The 15,885-nt window shown below is 69.1% G+C and carries 10 protein-coding genes; 3 read left to right on the top strand and 7 right to left on the bottom strand.

Features of this window, described 5'->3' with window-relative positions; translation table 11 throughout:
* Positions 1-12 precede the first annotated feature (12 nt).
* Positions 13-987, top strand: coding sequence for a magnesium/cobalt transporter CorA (gene corA, locus IB269_RS05525; protein WP_012206223.1), 975 nt, complete (start codon positions 13-15; stop codon positions 985-987).
* Between the two features lie 114 nt (positions 988-1,101).
* Positions 1,102-2,022 carry a polyphosphate kinase 2 gene (gene ppk2 / locus IB269_RS05520; RefSeq protein ID WP_034395727.1) on the top strand — a complete coding sequence of 307 codons (921 nt, stop codon included), beginning with the start codon at positions 1,102-1,104 and terminating at the stop codon, positions 2,020-2,022.
* Between the two features lie 138 nt (positions 2,023-2,160).
* Here the strand turns inward: ppk2 and IB269_RS05515 are convergent, their stop codons facing one another.
* Positions 2,161-8,202 carry a DUF4011 domain-containing protein gene (locus IB269_RS05515; protein WP_192366593.1) on the bottom strand — a complete coding sequence of 2,014 codons (6,042 nt, stop codon included), beginning with the start codon at positions 8,200-8,202 and terminating at the stop codon, positions 2,161-2,163.
* A gap of 201 nt (positions 8,203-8,403) precedes the next feature.
* On the opposite strand from IB269_RS05515, the gene IB269_RS05510 reads away from it, so the two are divergent.
* The gene (locus IB269_RS05510) at positions 8,404-9,291 is read left to right on the top strand and encodes a LysR substrate-binding domain-containing protein (protein ID WP_034395721.1); all 888 of its coding nucleotides are present in this window, start codon (positions 8,404-8,406) and stop codon (positions 9,289-9,291) included.
* A 59-nt stretch (positions 9,292-9,350) separates the two neighbouring features.
* On the opposite strand, the gene IB269_RS05505 is transcribed toward IB269_RS05510, so the two are convergent.
* The 6 genes from IB269_RS05505 to IB269_RS05480 form a co-directional block, all read right to left on the bottom strand.
* Entirely contained in the window at positions 9,351-10,220 is an 870-nt protein-coding gene (locus tag IB269_RS05505; protein ID WP_192366592.1) for a DMT family transporter, read from the bottom strand.
* A 110-nt stretch (positions 10,221-10,330) separates the two neighbouring features.
* Positions 10,331-12,001 (bottom strand): ABC transporter substrate-binding protein, encoded by a 1,671-nt coding sequence (locus IB269_RS05500; RefSeq protein ID WP_192366591.1) that lies wholly within the window; start codon positions 11,999-12,001, stop codon positions 10,331-10,333.
* Positions 12,002-12,116: 115 nt separating this feature from the next.
* A complete protein-coding gene (locus tag IB269_RS05495) occupies positions 12,117-13,604 on the bottom strand; it encodes a leucyl aminopeptidase family protein (RefSeq protein WP_192366590.1) in 1,488 nt (495 codons plus the stop codon).
* Positions 13,605-13,720: 116 nt separating this feature from the next.
* The gene (locus IB269_RS05490; protein ID WP_013801838.1) at positions 13,721-14,110 is read right to left on the bottom strand and encodes a thiol-disulfide oxidoreductase DCC family protein; all 390 of its coding nucleotides are present in this window, start codon (positions 14,108-14,110) and stop codon (positions 13,721-13,723) included.
* Entirely contained in the window at positions 14,107-14,682 is a 576-nt protein-coding gene (locus tag IB269_RS05485; RefSeq protein WP_043821221.1) for a DUF4166 domain-containing protein, read from the bottom strand. The genes IB269_RS05490 and IB269_RS05485 overlap by 4 nt, the downstream gene beginning before the upstream one ends.
* Entirely contained in the window at positions 14,679-15,794 is a 1,116-nt protein-coding gene (locus tag IB269_RS05480) for a saccharopine dehydrogenase family protein (protein ID WP_034395709.1), read from the bottom strand. Before IB269_RS05480 ends, IB269_RS05485 begins: the two co-directional genes overlap by 4 nt.
* Between the last annotated feature and the right edge of the window lie 91 nt (positions 15,795-15,885).

The raw sequence follows: 15,885 nt of genomic DNA, 5'->3' as shown, positions 1-15,885 counted from the left end.
GAGGGAACTCCCATGCTGATCAACTGCGTCGCCTACGAAAACGGGGCCAAGCTGGCGGACATTCCCGTCGCCGACATCAGCAACTACATAGAGCGGCCCGGCTGCTTCGTCTGGGTGGCGCTGGCGGACGCCACGCCGGCCGAGCTGGAGGAGATGCGCCAGGAGTTCGGCCTGCACGCCCTGGCCGTGGAAGATGCGCTGCACGGCCACCAGCGGCCCAAGCTGGAGGAGTACGGCAGCTCGCTGTTTGCCGTGATGCACCTGCTGGAGCCCGAGCCCGAGCGGCCCGGCCACTTCAACCACGGCGAGGTCGATGTGTTCGTGGGCTCCAACTACGTGCTGTCGGTGCGCAACCGCAGCAAGCGCGGTTTCCTGGGCGTGCGCGAGCGCTGCGAGAGCGAGCCCGAGCTGCTGCGCCACGGCTCGGGCTTTGTGCTGTATGCGCTGATGGATGCGGTGGTGGACCGCTACTTTCCCATCATCGACGCGCTGGAGGTGGAGCTGGAGCAGATCGAGCAGCAGATCTTCACCAAGGGCGCGGCGCGCGACAACATCAAGCAGCTGTATGAACTCAAGGGCCGCGCCATGGACCTCAAGCACGCCGTGGCCCCCCTGCTGGAAGCCGTGGGCAAGCTCAACGGCGGGCGCGTCCCCCAGATCTGCGTGGGCTCCAGGGACTACTTCCGCGATGTGATGGATCACCTGGGCCGCATCAACGCCCAGATCGACACCATGCGCGACACCGTGGGCACGGCCATCCAGGTGAACCTGTCCATGGTGTCCATCGAGGAAAACGAAGTCACCAAGCGGCTGGCAGCCTGGGCCAGTATCTTCGCCATCTGCACGGCCTTCTTCGGCGTCTGGGGCATGAACTTCGAGAACATGCCCGAACTGAAGTGGCAATACGGCTATCCGGCCGCACTGCTGTTCGTGCTGGGTGTTTGCGGCCTGCTCTACTACAAGTTCCGCAAGGCGGGGTGGCTGTAGGCGGCGGGAAGGCGAGCGGTGCCAGGGTATTCACCCAGCCGCACCGTCACAGCCGCGTCACACATCCACGCCACCATCCCAGGCGCCAACTCCTGGACGCCCGGATTCCCCACCATGTACGACGAACTTCTGCCCGACCACCATGATTCGCTGATGCAGCGCATCGAACGCGATCTGCTCGACAGCTACGACGAAGAACTGGAGATGGAGATAGACGACGCCCGACTGGGCAGCGGTGGCGACGATCTGGACAGTGCCGACACCGTGAGCCGCCAGACCTACTTTCGCGAACTGCTGCGCCTGCAGGGCGAGCTGGTCAAGCTGCAGGACTGGGTGCAGCACCACAGGAAAAAGGTGGTCATCCTCTTCGAGGGCCGCGATGCGGCCGGCAAGGGCGGCGTGATCAAGCGCATCACCCAGCGCCTGAACCCGCGCGTATGCCGCGTGGCCGCCCTGCCCGCGCCCAACGACCGCGAGCGCACGCAGTGGTACTTCCAGCGCTATGTCTCCCACCTGCCTGCGGGCGGCGAGATCGTTCTCTTTGACCGCAGCTGGTACAACCGCGCGGGCGTGGAGCGCGTGATGGGCTTTTGCTCCGACGAGGAGTACGAGGAGTTCTTCCGCTCCGTGCCCGAGTTCGAGAAGATGCTGGTGCGCTCGGGCATCACGCTGGTGAAGTACTGGTTCTCCATCACCGACGACGAGCAGCACCTGCGCTTTCTGGGCCGCGTGCACGACCCGCTCAAGCAGTGGAAGCTCAGTCCCATGGACTTCGAGAGCCGCCGCCGCTGGGAGGACTACACCAAGGCCAAGGAAGCCATGCTGGAGCGCACCCACATCGCCGAGGCGCCCTGGTGGCTGGTGCAGGCCGTGGACAAGAAGAAGGCCCGGCTCAACTGCATCTCCCACCTGCTGACCCAGCTGCCCTACGAAGAGATAGAGCACCCGGCCATCGTGCTGCCAGAGCGCACGCGCAATCCCGAATACACACGCAACCCCGTTCCCCAGCACATGTACGTTCCGGACAAGTACTGACACCCCCTGAGGCGCTTCGCGCCTTCCCCCTCTCTACCCGCTTTGCGGGGGAGGGGGACGACACCCTCGGTGCGGGGGCGGCCCTTCCTTGGTGTCTCTGGCTTCAGCAAGTGCCCATTTCATGCGCACGGCCGACTTTCAGACCTTATGCGCCTCGCCGTCCTCCACGGATGCCTCGGACGCCTCAGGCGTCTCTGGCGCTGGCTCTGCCTCGGCGACTGCAGCCGCCTGCGGCACCTCGGCAACCTCGACAACCTCGGCCGCACGCTTGCGCCGGTCCTGCTCCAGCAGCGCGGTCAGACCCGCGTGGATGCGTTCCAGCGTGCCGCCCGGGTTGACCCACCAGTCCGTGGACCAGATGCGCAGTATCTGCCAGCCCAGGCCGCGCAGCACCTGCTCGCGCAGCTTGTCGCGGTCGCGTGCCGTGGCCGAGCGGTGGTAGGTGGCGCCGTCGCACTCCACGCCCGCCAGGTAGCTGCCCGCATGGTCCGGGTGCACCACGCCCAGGTCCACGCGGAATGAGGATGCGCCGATCTGCGTGTGCACGCGCCAGCCCTTGCGCTCCAGCGCCTGGGCCACGCTGGCCTCGAACGGGCTGTCGAAATCGCCCTGGCTGCCATGGTGCGACTCGGCCAGCGCGCGCGGGCCGCGCTCGGCAAATTCCAGGAAGTGCTTGAGATCGCGCACGCCCGCCGCCTGGGTGCGCGACAGGTCCATCTGCTCGCCACGCAGGCTGGAGAAGATGCGAAGCTCCTGCCGCGCCCGCGTCACCGCCACGTTCAGCCGCCGCTCGCCGCCATCGCGGTTGAGCGGGCCGAAGTTCATGGACACGGCGCCCGAGATATCGGGCCCGTAGGTGATGGAAAAGTACATGATGTCCCGCTCGTCGCCCTGCACGCTTTCCAGGTTCTTGACGAAGACGGGCTCCAGCAGCGCATCGGAGAAAAACGGCTCCAGCCCCGGGTCCTTGCGCCGCTCCTCGTCCAGCAAATCCTCGATCAGGCTTTGCTGCTCGGAGTTGAAGGTGACCACGCCGATGGTGGCACCCGACTGCGCAAACCCCGGCGACTTCAGCCGCGCCACCAGGTCGGCCACCAGGGCCTTGGCCTCGGGCTGGTTGATGCGGGCGCCACCTTTTTCATAGCGGCCCTGCACGGCGTGGAAGCTGACGGCGCGGTCATCGGTGACGGGCGAGGGAAAGGTCACCAGCCCGCCGCCGTAGTAGCGGTGGTTGCTGAACGCGATCAGGCTTTCATGGCGCGAGCGGTAGTGCCAGGACAGGTTGCGCGTGGGCAGGCTGGCGCCCAGGCATTCGTCCAGGATGCTTTCCATGTCGCCTTCCACGCCCTGCGTGTCGTCGTCGAAGGTGTCGGAGGTGTCGGCACGGCCGAAGAAGCTGGTGGGCGGCAGCTGCTTGGGGTCGCCCACCATGACCACCTGCCTGGCACGCGCCATGGCGCCGATGGCGTCCCAGACGGGGATCTGCGAGGCCTCGTCGAAGATGACGATGTCGAAGTTGCTGGTCTCGGCGCTCAGGTACTGGGCAATGGACAGCGGGCTCATCAGCAGGCAGGGCGTCAGGCGCAGCACGGCCGAGGGGATCTGCTCCAGCAACTGGCGCAGCGGCAGGTGCTGGCGCTTCTTGGTGATCTCGCGCCGCAGGATGCCCCACTCGCTGTTGCGCTGGATGCTGTCGGCCGACGGCAGGCCCGCGCACAGCCGCGCACGTATCCACTGGCGCGTGACGGAGGTGAATTCATCGTCCAGCGCGCGGAAGTCGGCAATGCGCCGCTCATGCTCGGCAGAGACGAAGCGCTTGAGCACCTCGTCCTCGTCCACGGCCAGCGCCAGCCACCAGCGCGCGTAGTTGACCTCGAAGGCCTTGGGTGCCTGGGCCGGCTCCAGGCTGCCGGACTCGATGGCGTCGGCCAGCGCACCCAGCCCGCCCGCGCGGGCCGCGGCCTGGGCATTGCGCCAGGCGCACCAGGCATGCAGGCCGCCCTGCCCGGCCAGCACGCCGCCCGCCGTGGCCGCCAGCTGCTCGGCCGTGCGCTGGGCCAGGGCACGCTGCTGCGGCTCGCCATGGGCTGCCGCTGCGCTGAAGGGGTCTATGGCCGCGTGCAGGCCGGCCAGGCTGTCCAGCAACTGCTGGCAGGCCATGCCGATCGCGGCGCCCTCGCCCAGCTCGGCGCTGCGCAAGGCCAGCACCTGGTGCAGGGCCTGGCGTGCCTGGGCCAACTCGGCCTCCTGCCAGCCCAGCCCGGTCAGCCCTGCCTGCAGCGATCCCTGCAGGCGCAGCGCATGCTCCACGGCTTGCGGGCGCGTGTCCAGGCCGTCCCAGACGCCGGGGCAGCGCAAGCGCAGCTCGTCCAGCGCCAGCAGCTGTTCCTCGATGGCGCTGCGGGCCGCCAGCTGTGCATGGGCCTGCTGCAGTGCCGCGCCACAGCGGCCCTGGGCCACGGCGGCGTGCGATGCCATCAGGCCGCCGCGCCGCGTCAGTTGCAGGCGCTCGCGCTCGAAGGCCAGCGCGTCCTGCAAGGCCTGGGCATCGGTTTCCAGGCCGCGCCACAGGCCGTGGCTGGCATCGGCCAGCAGCAGGTAGCCATCGAGCTGGCGGTCGATCTGGTACAGGGCCTGCAGGCGCTGCACTTCGGCAGCCCAGCGCTCGCCGCCATGGCCTTCGGCCACGGCCTCCAGTCCATCGAGCGAGAAGGATTTCTGCGCGCGCGCGGCCAGCAGGGCCGCATTGGCCTTCAAGGCGCTGCGCGCATGGTCGGTGCGCGTGCGGTGTCCGGCCCACAGGCCGTCGGCTGCGGCGCCGGGCTGGATCTGGTCCAGTTCCTCGCGCAGGCCCCGGATGCGCACCAGGGCGGCCAGGTCATCGGCCACGCGCGGCTCGCCTGCGCCTTCGATGGTGGCCTCCAGCGCCGCGCGCACCTTGCGCCGGCCCAGCCAGGACAGCGGCCACAAGGACTTGCCGGCCCTGGCCCATTCGCGCTGCAGCTGCGAGACATTGAGCTGGCCCACGCCCGCGCCGTACTTGACGGACAGGCCCTGGCGCAGCGCCGCGATCTCGTCGATGCACTGCAGGCCGCGCTCCAGCTCGTCGCCCAGGGCCACGGGCCAGGGCGTGCCCAGCCCGGCCTGCAGGCGCCGGCGCTGCGCCAGCAGGTCCAGCGCCTGGGCCAGGCGCGCCTGCAGCTCGGCCGGCCAGGGCGCCGGAATCTGTGCGGACAGATCACCGTGCTGCGCCAGCAGCTGCAGGCCCGATTGCAGGGATTCGCCAATGCGAGCGCCGTCAGGCAGCACGCAGAAAGCCAGGTTGCTGCCTGCGGCCGCAGGCAGCGCGCGCGCGATCACGCCCAGCGCCGAGCGCGCCTGGCGCCCCAGCGCCGGCCACTCGATGCGCAGCAGCCGGCCCAGCTGCTGCGCCGCCTCGGCAAAGCCCTGGCCTGCATCGTGCAGCGCCTGGGCGGCATCCACCATCTGCTGCTGCCAGCGCACGGACCAGTCGCTGGCCTGCACCGTGGCCAGCGGCCCGTCCTTCAGATGCTGCGTGCCCACGGCCTGGGCATTGGCCTGCAGGCGGCCCGCAGTCTCGCGCAAAAGGGCCAGGCCCGCTTCGTCATGGGCCTGGGGCGTGGGCCAGTGAAATCCCAGGCGCGGCAGCGCCTCGCCACCGGCCACGGCGCCAATGGCGCGGTAGATGGTCCAGCCGTTGGCGTGGCGCCGGTGCAGGCGCTCCACATAGGCCGACAGCTGCTCGCGCAGGCGGCCGAGCTGGCTGGCCTTGGCGGCCCAGGCCTCGGCATCCACCTGGCCATGCGAGTCCCAGGATTTCTGCAGCTGGCCCAGCACATCGAGCTTGCGGCTCTTGTTGGAGTGCAGCTCCAGGCAGAACTCGCCCAGGCCCACTTCGCGCAGGCGGCGGTAGACCACGTCCAGCGCGGCGATTTTCTCGGCCACGAAGAGCACGCGCTTGTCCTCGGCCAGGCACTGCGCGATCAGGTTGGCAATGGTCTGGCTCTTGCCCGTGCCTGGCGGGCCGATGAGCACGAAGTCCTTGCCGCGCGCAGCGGCCATCACGGCCGACAGCTGCGATGAATCGGCCGGCAGCGGGCTGAAGACCTGCTGCGGCGCGAACTCCTGGTCCAGCCGCCGCGTGTCGGGAAAGGCGATCTCCGAGCGATAGGGCTCGCGCGGCGTGTCGATCAGGTGGGCGACCACGGGCGAGCTGCGCAGTTGGTCGGCGCGCTCGGCCAGGTCCTTCCACATCAGGTACTTGGCGAAGGAGAACATGGACAGCACCACGTCCTCGCTGACCTCCCAGCCGCGCACGTCCTTGATGGCCTCGCGCACGCGGGCCCAGATGCCGGTGATGTCCAGCCCGGCCTCGTCGCGCGGCAGGTCGCCTGCGGGCACGCCCAGCTCCAGCTGGAAGTCCTGGCGCAGCATCTCGACCAGCGTGGGGTTGAAACGCGGCTCGTCCTCATGCGCCTGCAGCGTGAAGCCCGAGCGCGCGCTCTTGCGCTCCAGCGTGACGGGCAGCAGGATCAGCGGCGCGCGCACGCGCACATCGGGCTTGTCGGGCCGGCTCCAGACCAGAAAGCCCAGGGCCACGAACAAGGTGTTGGCGCCGCCTTCCTGCAGTGCATTGCGCGCGCCGCGGAACAGCTCCACAAAGCGGCTGTCCAGCTCCAGCGGCTCCAGGTCGATGAAGACCTCGCGCCGCTGCAGCGCCTCTTCGGCGTGCGCGCCGCGCAGGTCTTCCAGGCTGCGCGCCTCGTGCAATGGCTGGCTGCGCGGGTCCTTGCCCTGCATGAGCTCGGGGCTGGGCAGCAGCTTGAGCACCTGGCCCCGGGCCAGCGTGTCCTCCAGCGCGGGCGCGGCCACCTGCAGCAGCAGCGATTTCTTGCCGGGCTTGAAGTTGAGCAGCGCATTGCGCAGCGACAGGTCCAGCAGCCGGCGCTGCCAGCGCGCCAGCCTGTCCTTGGGATCGAGCTGGGAGGTGGGCACTTCGCGTGTCTGCGCCTGCGCCAGGAGCTCGGGCGGCGGCTCCACGGTGAGTCGGGGCTCGGCCTGGCCTTCCCCGGCCTCGGGCGCGGCGTCCTGCGGCTGGGCCAGCGCCAGCGGGCGGATGCGCTGCATGCGCGCGCGCCGCACGTCCACCAGCAGCTCGAACTGGTCCTCATGCTCTTCGGCCAGCTGGCGCGCGCCCTGGGCAATGGCCTGGCTGAAGGCCACGGCCTGGCCCTGCGCGGCCAGAGTGGTCTCGAAGACCACCAGCTCTTGCAGCTTGAGCCGCTTGCGCACGGCCGTGATGTCATCGACCACGGCGGTCGAGAATTCCTGCCTGCCCAGCCACAGGCCCACGAAGGCATGGCCGCGCGTGAAGACCAGCAGCGGGTTCAGGTGCGCCTGCTCCAGGCAGGAGGCGAACAGCAGCGTCAGGTCCAGGCAGGTGGCCAGGCCCGCATTCAGCACCTGGGACGCGCCGCGTATCTTCTGGCCCGCATGCTCGAAGCTGGCCGGCGGCAGCGCGTAGTTGAGTTTCTTCTGGAGCACGGAAGTCCAGATGGCCGAGGCCAGTTCCCAGGCCCGCTGCGGCCCCTGTTCATAGCCGTTGATGGCGCCGGACTTGCCCGCCGACTCCAGCGCCTGCGCCGCGCCCTTGAGGATGCGGTCCACGGCCGGATCGTTGGGTTGCACGAAGGCCGCCACCATCTCGGGCAAATGCCCCAGGCCGCCCCACTGGTTGCGTGCCAGCAGTTCCAGCGGGTGTTCGTGCCGGGCCAGCACCGTCTCTGCCGGCTGGCCGCTGCGCAGCTCCAGCCGCAGCACGGCGGGCTCGGCCTCGGTCAGGCGCGAGAGCAAGGCGCCGTCCAGCGCCACATCCAGGTCGGTCAGCGCATAGGTGCTGTGCGCGGCCACCGACTCCAGGCGCCAGGTGCGCGGCTTGATGAAGGCAGGCTCCGAGGCCAGGTGCAGGCTCAGCGCCTGCAGCGGCAGCTCGCCCTCGTTGACGATGGCCAGCTCCAGCAGCGCGGGCACGGCGTTCTGGAAGTCGGCGAGATTGAGCTTGGCGACGGTGCCGATGCGCAGCTGCGGGGCCGTCTGCGGCGCCTGGGCGGCGGCGGTGGCGGCATCTGCGGGGGAATCTCGGCGGGGGTCTTCTGTCATGCGCGGTAGTCCTTGGCTGGCCAGCAGGCGGCGGGAACTGTCGAAATCCCGTCATATTCCTGGCCCGACGATTGTCCGCTGCGAATGGGGCGCCGTGTCCGAGATGGGCGGTTTTCAGGGGTCACTGTTTGCAAAAAATGAGAGCATGGATGAAGGCGCCGGCCACCGGCGCGCCCGGCTCCAGTACGATGCCGGCCAGCCATGCGCAACATCCCGCCCCTTCACCTCATCGCCGCCTTCGATGCCGTGGCGCGAAGCCAGAGCTTCAAGCAGGCGGCCGAAGAACTGAACCTTTCGGACAGCGCCGTCAGCCACCGCATCCGCGAACTGGAAAAGCTGCTGGGCACCCCGCTGTTCCACCGCACCACGCGCGTGGTCACGCTCAGCGCCGAGGGAGCCTGGCTGCACCAGCAGACCCGCGCCCCGCTGCAGGCGCTGGAGACCACCTTCGGCAGCCTGGTGCAGGGGCGCGACGTGGTGCGCATCAGCGCCCTGCCCTCGTTCGCACGGCTGCGGCTGGTGCCGTCGCTCACGGCCTTTCAGCGCAGCCACCCGGACGTTTCCATCGCCATCGATCCGACCACGCGCACCGTCAACCTCCAGCAGGGCGAGGCGGACATCGCCATCCGCTTTGCACACCAGGCTCCTCAGGCACCTCTGGCATTCCACTGCGAACGCCTGCTGGACGACGAATGGTTTGCCGTGGCCGCGCCACGCTACCTGGAGCAGTTCGAAGGCCTGGATCTGGCCGGGCTGTTCCGGCGGGCCAACCTGCTCTCGCACAGCCGCCAACCCTGGGAGCCCTGGCTGCAGGCCGCGGGCCTGCGCATCTCGTCAGCCCAGCGCCAGCTCAGCTATTCGGACACGGGCTTCATGCTGGACGCGGCGCTGAACCTGCAAGGCATTGCGCTGGGCCGCCGCTCCCTGGTCCAGCGCCTGCTGGCCGAGCGCAGCCTGGTGCGCGTCTCGGACACGGCCATCCCCTGCAGCCAGAGCTATTTCCTGCTGGCTTCCGAGCGCGCCATGGTCTCGCGCCATGGCGCAGCCGTCATGGACTGGATTCGTGCGGTGGCGGCCGAGGCCGGATAGCCGGCCGCCGCCGCCCGCGTTCACGCTTCGCACGTTCACACGTTCACGCCCTCACATCCTCAGCGCGCCATGGTCAGCGCAATGCCCAGCAGCACGCCCGCCATGGCCGCCGTCTTGGGCCGCAGATGGCGTTCGGCAAAGAACCGTGCCGACAGCGCAAACACCATGACCAGATTGGCGCGGCGCAGCACCGAGATCACGGCAATCTGCGCGCCCTCCATCTGCACGGCGGCCAGGTAGATGGACTCGGCCAGCACATAGGCCAGCGCAATGGCGGGCACGGCCCAGTTGCGCCCCAGCAGGCTGCGCAGCTCCAGCCCGCGCCAGATCCAGGGCAACAGCAGCAAAGCCAGGGCGCCGCGCTGCAGCGCAGACCAGGCCTGGACGGCCACCAGGTCCATGCGCAGCGTGGCCAGAATGTGCTTGTCGTACAGGGCATTGGCCGAAGACAGCAGCGTGGCCGCCAGCATGCACAGCACCCAGAGATTGCGGCCAAAGCCTATGCCCTCCTTCCGGCCGACCAGGGAGAACAGGTAGTACGAGGCCATGGACACCGCCAGCCCCAGCCATTGCCACCAGCCCAGTTGCTCGGACAGCAGGAGCACCGCGCCCAGCGCCGTCCACAGCGGCCCGCTGGCACGCACGCCCGCAGAGATGGACAGCGGCAAGGCCTTCACCGAGTAGTACGACAGCACCCAGGTGGCCACCATCATCAGCGACTTGGGCAGCAGCAGCATCTGCTGGCGCAGGTCCAGCGCGGCGGACGAGGAATCGCCCATCGCCACGAAAGGCAGCCACAGCAGCGCGCCCAGCGCCGAGCACCAGAACACCACCTCCAGCACGGACTTTTCCCCCAGCGCCAGCTTGGTCAGAAAGTCATATGCCCCCAACACCAGGCCGGCCAGCAGCCCCAACACCATCCAGTCCATATCCGCCTGCACTCCTGCATTGACAAGGGTGCAAGCGTAGGAGCGATGGCCGCAGGCATTGCTGAGACCTGTGCGGCGATTGCGCAATCGCGCTCATGAATGCGCGGGCATCACTGCGCGCCGGCCACCGCAGCCTGGCGCGCACCGGGCTGCTTGAACAGCTTGAAGTACGGCGTGTTCGACGGATTCACCGGGATGTCGAACTTGCGCACCATGGCATAGGTCTGGATCTGGTCGTGCAGCGGCAGGTAGATCAGCTCCTTTTGCACCGTGCTCCAGATGGAGTGGATGGTGGCATCGCGCTTGCGCGCATCGCCCTCGGAGGCCAGGGAGACGATCTGGCTGTCCAGCTCGGCATTGCTGTAGCGCGTGGCATTGGTGTTGCCCCGGCCATTCTTGCCGCGCGTGTGCACCAGGTAGTCGAAGACATAGGCCGAGTCATAGGTGGGCACGCCCCAGCCGTAGAGGTAGAAATCCGTTTCCTGGTTGTTGATGGCCGCCGTCTGGATGGCCAGCGGCCGGGACGACACGGCGGTCTTCACGCCGATGCGGCCCAGAAAGCCGGCGATGGCCTGGCAGATGGCCTCGTCGTTCAGGTAGCGGTCGTTCGTGCAATGCAGGGTGATGCCGAAGCCGTTGGGATAGCCGGCCTCGGCCAGCAGTTTCCTGGCCTGTACAAGGTCGGCCTTGCCCACGGCACCAAAGGATTTCTCGTAGCCGTGCACAAAGGGCGGCGCAATGATGTTGGTGGGCACGGACAGGCCGCGCATCACGGCGCGCTGTATGGCCTGGCGGTCTATGGCCAGCTGGAAGGCCTGGCGCACGCGCAGGTCGGCCAGCGGGTTCTTGTCCTTCACATCGGAATGCGCCAGCGGGGCGGTGCCCACGTTCAGGCCCAGGAAGATGGTGCGGTTCTCGGCGGCCTGGTTGATGCGAAAGCGCGGGTCGGCGCTCAGGCGCGCAATGTCCTGGATGGGCAGGTCCTGCACGAAGTCCACCTCGCCCGACAGCAGCGCCGCCACGCGCGTGGCCTGGGACTTGATCGGCAGATAGACCAGTTCGTCGATCTCCAGCGGGAACAGCCCCTTGCCCCAGTAGCCGGGAAACTGCCGCAGCACGGTGCGCGTGTCCTGCTCGCGCGAGGCGATGACGTAGGGCCCCGTGCCGTTGGCGTTGCGCGTGGCGTAGTTCTCTTCCTTGGCCAGCGCGTTCTGCGGTTGCTCGGCGCCATGGGCCTTGGCCCAGGCGGCGCTCAGGATCTGGATGTTGATGAGGCTGGCCGGCAGCAGCGGGTTGGGCCCGTTGGTCCTGATGTGCACGGTGAAGGCATCGACCTTGGTCACGTCGGTGATCGAGGTCAGCAGCGAGCGCATGTCCGAGGTGGCCGAGCGCGCGCGGCGCAGCGAGAACAGCACGTCGTCGGCCGTGAACAGGCTGCCGTCATGGAACTTCACGCCCTTGCGCAGCTTGAACTCCCAGACCGAGGGGTCGGCAGTCAGCGCCCAGGACGTGGCCAGGGTGGGCAGCAGCTTGCCATCGGCCGTGCGGATGATCAGCGGCTCGTAGATCTGGTGCAGCAGGTTGTGGTTGGGGCCGTTGTTCAGCGCGTGCGGGTCCAGCGTGGATGCGTCGGTGGAGCGCGCCCAGCGCAGGGTTTCGGCCTGGGCGGGCGGTGCGCACAGCAGGGCTGCGGCCAGGGCGGTAAGCAGTGCGGAAGTTCGCAGGGTGCGCAAGTGGGTGCGCAGCAGGGAAAGGCGAGGCAGGAAGCGTCTTTGGGTCATGAAGTGTCCTGGCAGCCGGAACAAGATCGCAGGAAGGCGGCGGCGGGTGCCGCGCCGGCTGCACCAGACGGCCGATTGTGTGGAGCCACCAGCCCGCCGCAAAGCCCGATTGCGCCTATGCAAATGCGCTGCGCGCAGATGCAAAGCGCTGCGACAGCAGGGCGTACAGCGCGCGCAGGCCCTGGGCCTCGCCGCCCCTGGGCCGGCCGGGGCGCTCCTCCAGATTCCAGGCGAACAGGTCCAGGTGCAGCCAGGGCAGCTCGGGCGGCACAAAGCTCTCCAGGAACAGCGCAGCCGTGATGGCGCCGCCCTGCGGCGTGCTGGCGGCGTTGAGCAGGTCGGCCTGGTCGGAGCGGAGCATGCGGCGGTACGGCGCCCACAGGGGCAGGCGCCACAGCGGGTCGGCCTGCGCGCGGCCCTGGGCCAGCAGGGCATCGGCCCAGCCGTCATGGTTGCTGAACAGCGCGGGCAGGTCCGGCCCCAGCGCCATGCGCGCAGCGCCCGTGAGCGTGGCCAGGTCGATCAGCAGCGCGGGCGGCGTGGGCGCGCTGCGAATGGCGTGGTGCAGCGCATCGGCCAGCAGGAGCCGGCCCTCGGCATCGGTGTTCTCGATCTCCACGCGCCGGCCGTCACCGGCCTCGATGATGTCGCCGGGCCGCAGCGCACCGGCACCCACGGCGTTCTCCACCGCAGGCACCAGCAGCTTCAGGTGGATGGGCAGGCCCGCCTGCATCAGCAGATCGGCCAGGGCCAGGGCGTGTGCGGCGCCGCCCATGTCCTTCTTCATCCAGCGCATGCCTGCGGCGGGCTTGAGGTCCAGCCCGCCGGAGTCAAAGCACACGCCCTTGCCGATGAGCACCACATGGGGCAGCGCGGCATCGCCCCAGGTCAGCTCGGCCACGCGCGGCGCCTGGGCCGCCGCCCGACCCACGGCGTGCACCAGGGCAAAGCCTGCGGCAGGCAGTTCGTCGCCCACCCATTGCCGGTAGCGCGCGCCATGGCGCGCGGCCAGGTCGGCCACGGCCTGGGCCAGCTGTTCGGGACCCAGCTGGTTGGCAGGCAGGTTGACCAGCCGCCGCACCTCGCCAATGGCTGCGGCCATTGGTGCGACGGCGGCCTGCTCATCGGGGCTTGCCACCAACCGAGCGAGTGATAGAGCGAGTGATGGAGCGGTTGCCGCATCCGACTGCCGCGCCTGGCGGGTCGATGGCAGCGCGCCCAGTGCCCAGCCCAGCAGCAGATGCGGCCTCTGAGCCTCATCCGCATCGGCGAGCGCATAGGTGCCGGCCGGCAGCACAGCCGGCAGGCCGGCCAGCTGCCACAGCGGCTGATCCGGGTCCACGCCGACCAGCACGCCAGCGAGGGCAGTGCCATCGCCCTGCCCTTCCCTCTGCACTTCAGCCTGCATGCCGGGCAACAGCAGGATGCGGCCCGGCTGCGCATCAAAGCCTGCGGCGCGCGCCCATCGGGCCTGGGCCGAGGGCAGTTGCTCCAGCACGGCCGCCAGCGTGACGGGCGTTGCGCGGTGCAACGCCGTGGCGGGTTGGGGGGAAGTGGCGAATGCGCCGGATTGGGAAGGGGAGCTTGTGGCAGGGCTGGACATGGTGCTGGCAAAGCGCGCCAGCCTAAGGGCCGACTCCGCTTGGCGCAAACACGCCTGCCGCATATGCAAAGCAGAAATGATTGGTGGACGTCTGCGTGCAGGCGGGCCGCAGCCGCTCAGTCCAGAAAGCGCGCGGCCACCTGCGGATCGGGCACCATGCACTGCGCGCTGCGGCCAAACCAGCGGTAGCGGTTGCGGGCCAGCCAGCGGTACAGCCCATCGCGCAGGGGGCGGGGAATCAGCCACGCCGCCCATGCCAGCCGCCAGGGCCAGCCCAGGCCATGGAGCACGCGCAGGATGGCGTCCGTGTGCTGCCAGGAACGGTCCCCATCCACCAGCAGCAGCGTCTGCAGACCTTCGACCCGCAGGCCTGCATCGGCCAGCATCCTGCCGCCGGCCTCGCCCTGGATGGAGGCAAAGCGGAACCTGCCGCGCCTGTCGTGCCTCAGCAGAAACTGCACCCAGCCATTGCACAGCAGGCATTGGCCGTCGAACACCACAATCATGATTCGCCCTCCTTGGGCACTGAAGTGTCTTGCCGCACCGTGGGCAATTGCAGATGCCCGCTGTAGCTGGCGACCACGCCCACCCAGGGCACGGCTGCCTCGATGTGGAAATGCAGGCGATCCCCCTCGCCGCGCTCCTCGGCCACGATGCGCGGCTCCAGCCAGGCCGGGCAGGCCATGCCCAGAAAGCGCAACTTGCGCAGGCGCATCACCAGCCGATTGCCATCGGCCTCCAACCCGAAGCTCAGCCGCGCTGCGCCCAGGGATTCGATGATCTGCCCGTCCTGCAGGCGCAGGCTGGAACGCATGGTCTGCGCGGGAAAGTGGCGGGTCCAGACCTCACGCTGGGGCTGGGCATGCAGCGCGAAGCGGATGGGCCCCTCGCTGGCGCGCAGCGGCGTGCCCAGACACAGCGCCAGCAGCCGGGCCGCCAGGGACTGCGGCGCCTGGGTGCGGACCCAGCCATGGAGCTCATGGCGGCCCGTCAGGCGGTGGAAGGCCTGCACGGCGGGGTCCAGCCGGGCAAAGCGCTCGCCCATGGCCTGCTCGTACATGGACAGCCTCCGGCTCATGGATGGATCTCCCTCATGCGGATGTCCAGGCCACGGGCCTCCTGCTCGAAATCCTCCAGGGTCAGCAGGCCCATGCAGGGCATGGCGCCCACGGCGGGCAGTTGGCCTGCCGCCAGCTTCCGCGCCAGGGCCGAGGCGGCCAGCGTGGGCACATAGGGGCCGTCGCCCGACCCGGCGACCAGCACCCAGACGCGCTCCTGCACGAAGCCCTGTGCGTCCCGCCCACGCACGCACACATGCATGGCACCCGCATCGCTGCCCCAGTCCTTGAAGCAGTCCGCCGCGCGCTTGAGCCACGCGGCGTGCACCGACCAGTCGCGCACCAGGCCCAGGCGCGCCAGCCAGGCCATGGCATTCATGCCCCTGTGCAGAAATGCCAACTCCAGCCCCGCGCCAAAACGCACGCCAGGCTTGCCCGCATACCGGGGTGCCAGCAGTACCAGATCAGGCACATCGCAGGGCGACAGCAGCCGCGCCCCCACAGGCTCGGGATAGCGGTGGCGCCAGCTGCCCGACCAGCCGAACACCGGCTGCGGGCCAGCGGACGCGAGGCGCTTGCCGCAGTAGCTCAGGATGCCGGCCACCGTGGACAGGCCGCGCTCCGTGCGGTTGCCGGGGCTGATGCCTATGTCGATGGAATCCACGCAGGCCATGCCGCCTGCCAGCCGATCGGCCACCGCCGTGGACAGTGCGGGGACGGAACTGGCCCCGCTGGTCAGCAGCACGCCCCGGGCCAGCGCAGCGGCTTGCAGGGCGGTGATGCCGCCGACGAAGTCGCGGCCATCGGCCAAGTCCACGTAGTGCACACCCGCATGGGCGCAGGCCTGTGCCACGCGATGGTCCTGCCCCTGGAAAGGGCCTGAGGTATGGATGAGGAGATGGATGCCATGCTCCTGGAGCCGGGCCTGCAGCCCCGGGTCCATGGCGTCCACCGCCACGGCGGACAGCCCGGCATGGGCATCGGGCAAAAGCGCATCGACCAAGGCCTGTGCCTTGGCGCCCGAGCGGCCCACCACCACGATGTGCAGCGCCTTCTGCCGTGCCAGCCGGCGCACCAGCCGGCTGCCGAAAAAGCCATATCCCCCGACAACCATCACCCTGAATTCGTGCATGCGCCAGTGTAGGGCCGACCGGTCGCCAGGACGGCGGTGGCAGCATTTCCCTCCAAGGTGTTTCATCAGGAAAATATATGATTAGCCGCCA

This window comes from Delftia sp. DLF01 (genome assembly GCF_014852125.1).
Lineage (GTDB): Bacteria > Pseudomonadota > Gammaproteobacteria > Burkholderiales > Burkholderiaceae_C > Comamonas > Comamonas acidovorans.
Note: the sequence above shows the minus strand (reverse complement) of the source record. Positions and strands in the feature narration are given on the sequence as shown.

Excerpts from the sequence above, each read along its gene's own strand:
- corA (WP_012206223.1), top strand. The coding sequence starts at position 13 with ATGCTGATCAACTGCGTCGCCTACGAAAACGGGGCCAAGCTGGCGGAC.
- ppk2 (WP_034395727.1), top strand. The coding sequence starts at position 1,102 with ATGTACGACGAACTTCTGCCCGACCACCATGATTCGCTGATGCAGCGC.
- IB269_RS05515 (WP_192366593.1), bottom strand. The coding sequence starts at position 8,202 with ATGACAGAAGACCCCCGCCGAGATTCCCCCGCAGATGCCGCCACCGCC.
- IB269_RS05510 (WP_034395721.1), top strand. The coding sequence starts at position 8,404 with ATGCGCAACATCCCGCCCCTTCACCTCATCGCCGCCTTCGATGCCGTG.
- IB269_RS05505 (WP_192366592.1), bottom strand. The coding sequence starts at position 10,220 with ATGGACTGGATGGTGTTGGGGCTGCTGGCCGGCCTGGTGTTGGGGGCA.
- IB269_RS05500 (WP_192366591.1), bottom strand. The coding sequence starts at position 12,001 with ATGACCCAAAGACGCTTCCTGCCTCGCCTTTCCCTGCTGCGCACCCAC.
- IB269_RS05495 (WP_192366590.1), bottom strand. The coding sequence starts at position 13,604 with ATGTCCAGCCCTGCCACAAGCTCCCCTTCCCAATCCGGCGCATTCGCC.
- IB269_RS05490 (WP_013801838.1), bottom strand. The coding sequence starts at position 14,110 with ATGATTGTGGTGTTCGACGGCCAATGCCTGCTGTGCAATGGCTGGGTG.
- IB269_RS05485 (WP_043821221.1), bottom strand. The coding sequence starts at position 14,682 with ATGAGCCGGAGGCTGTCCATGTACGAGCAGGCCATGGGCGAGCGCTTT.
- IB269_RS05480 (WP_034395709.1), bottom strand. The coding sequence starts at position 15,794 with ATGCACGAATTCAGGGTGATGGTTGTCGGGGGATATGGCTTTTTCGGC.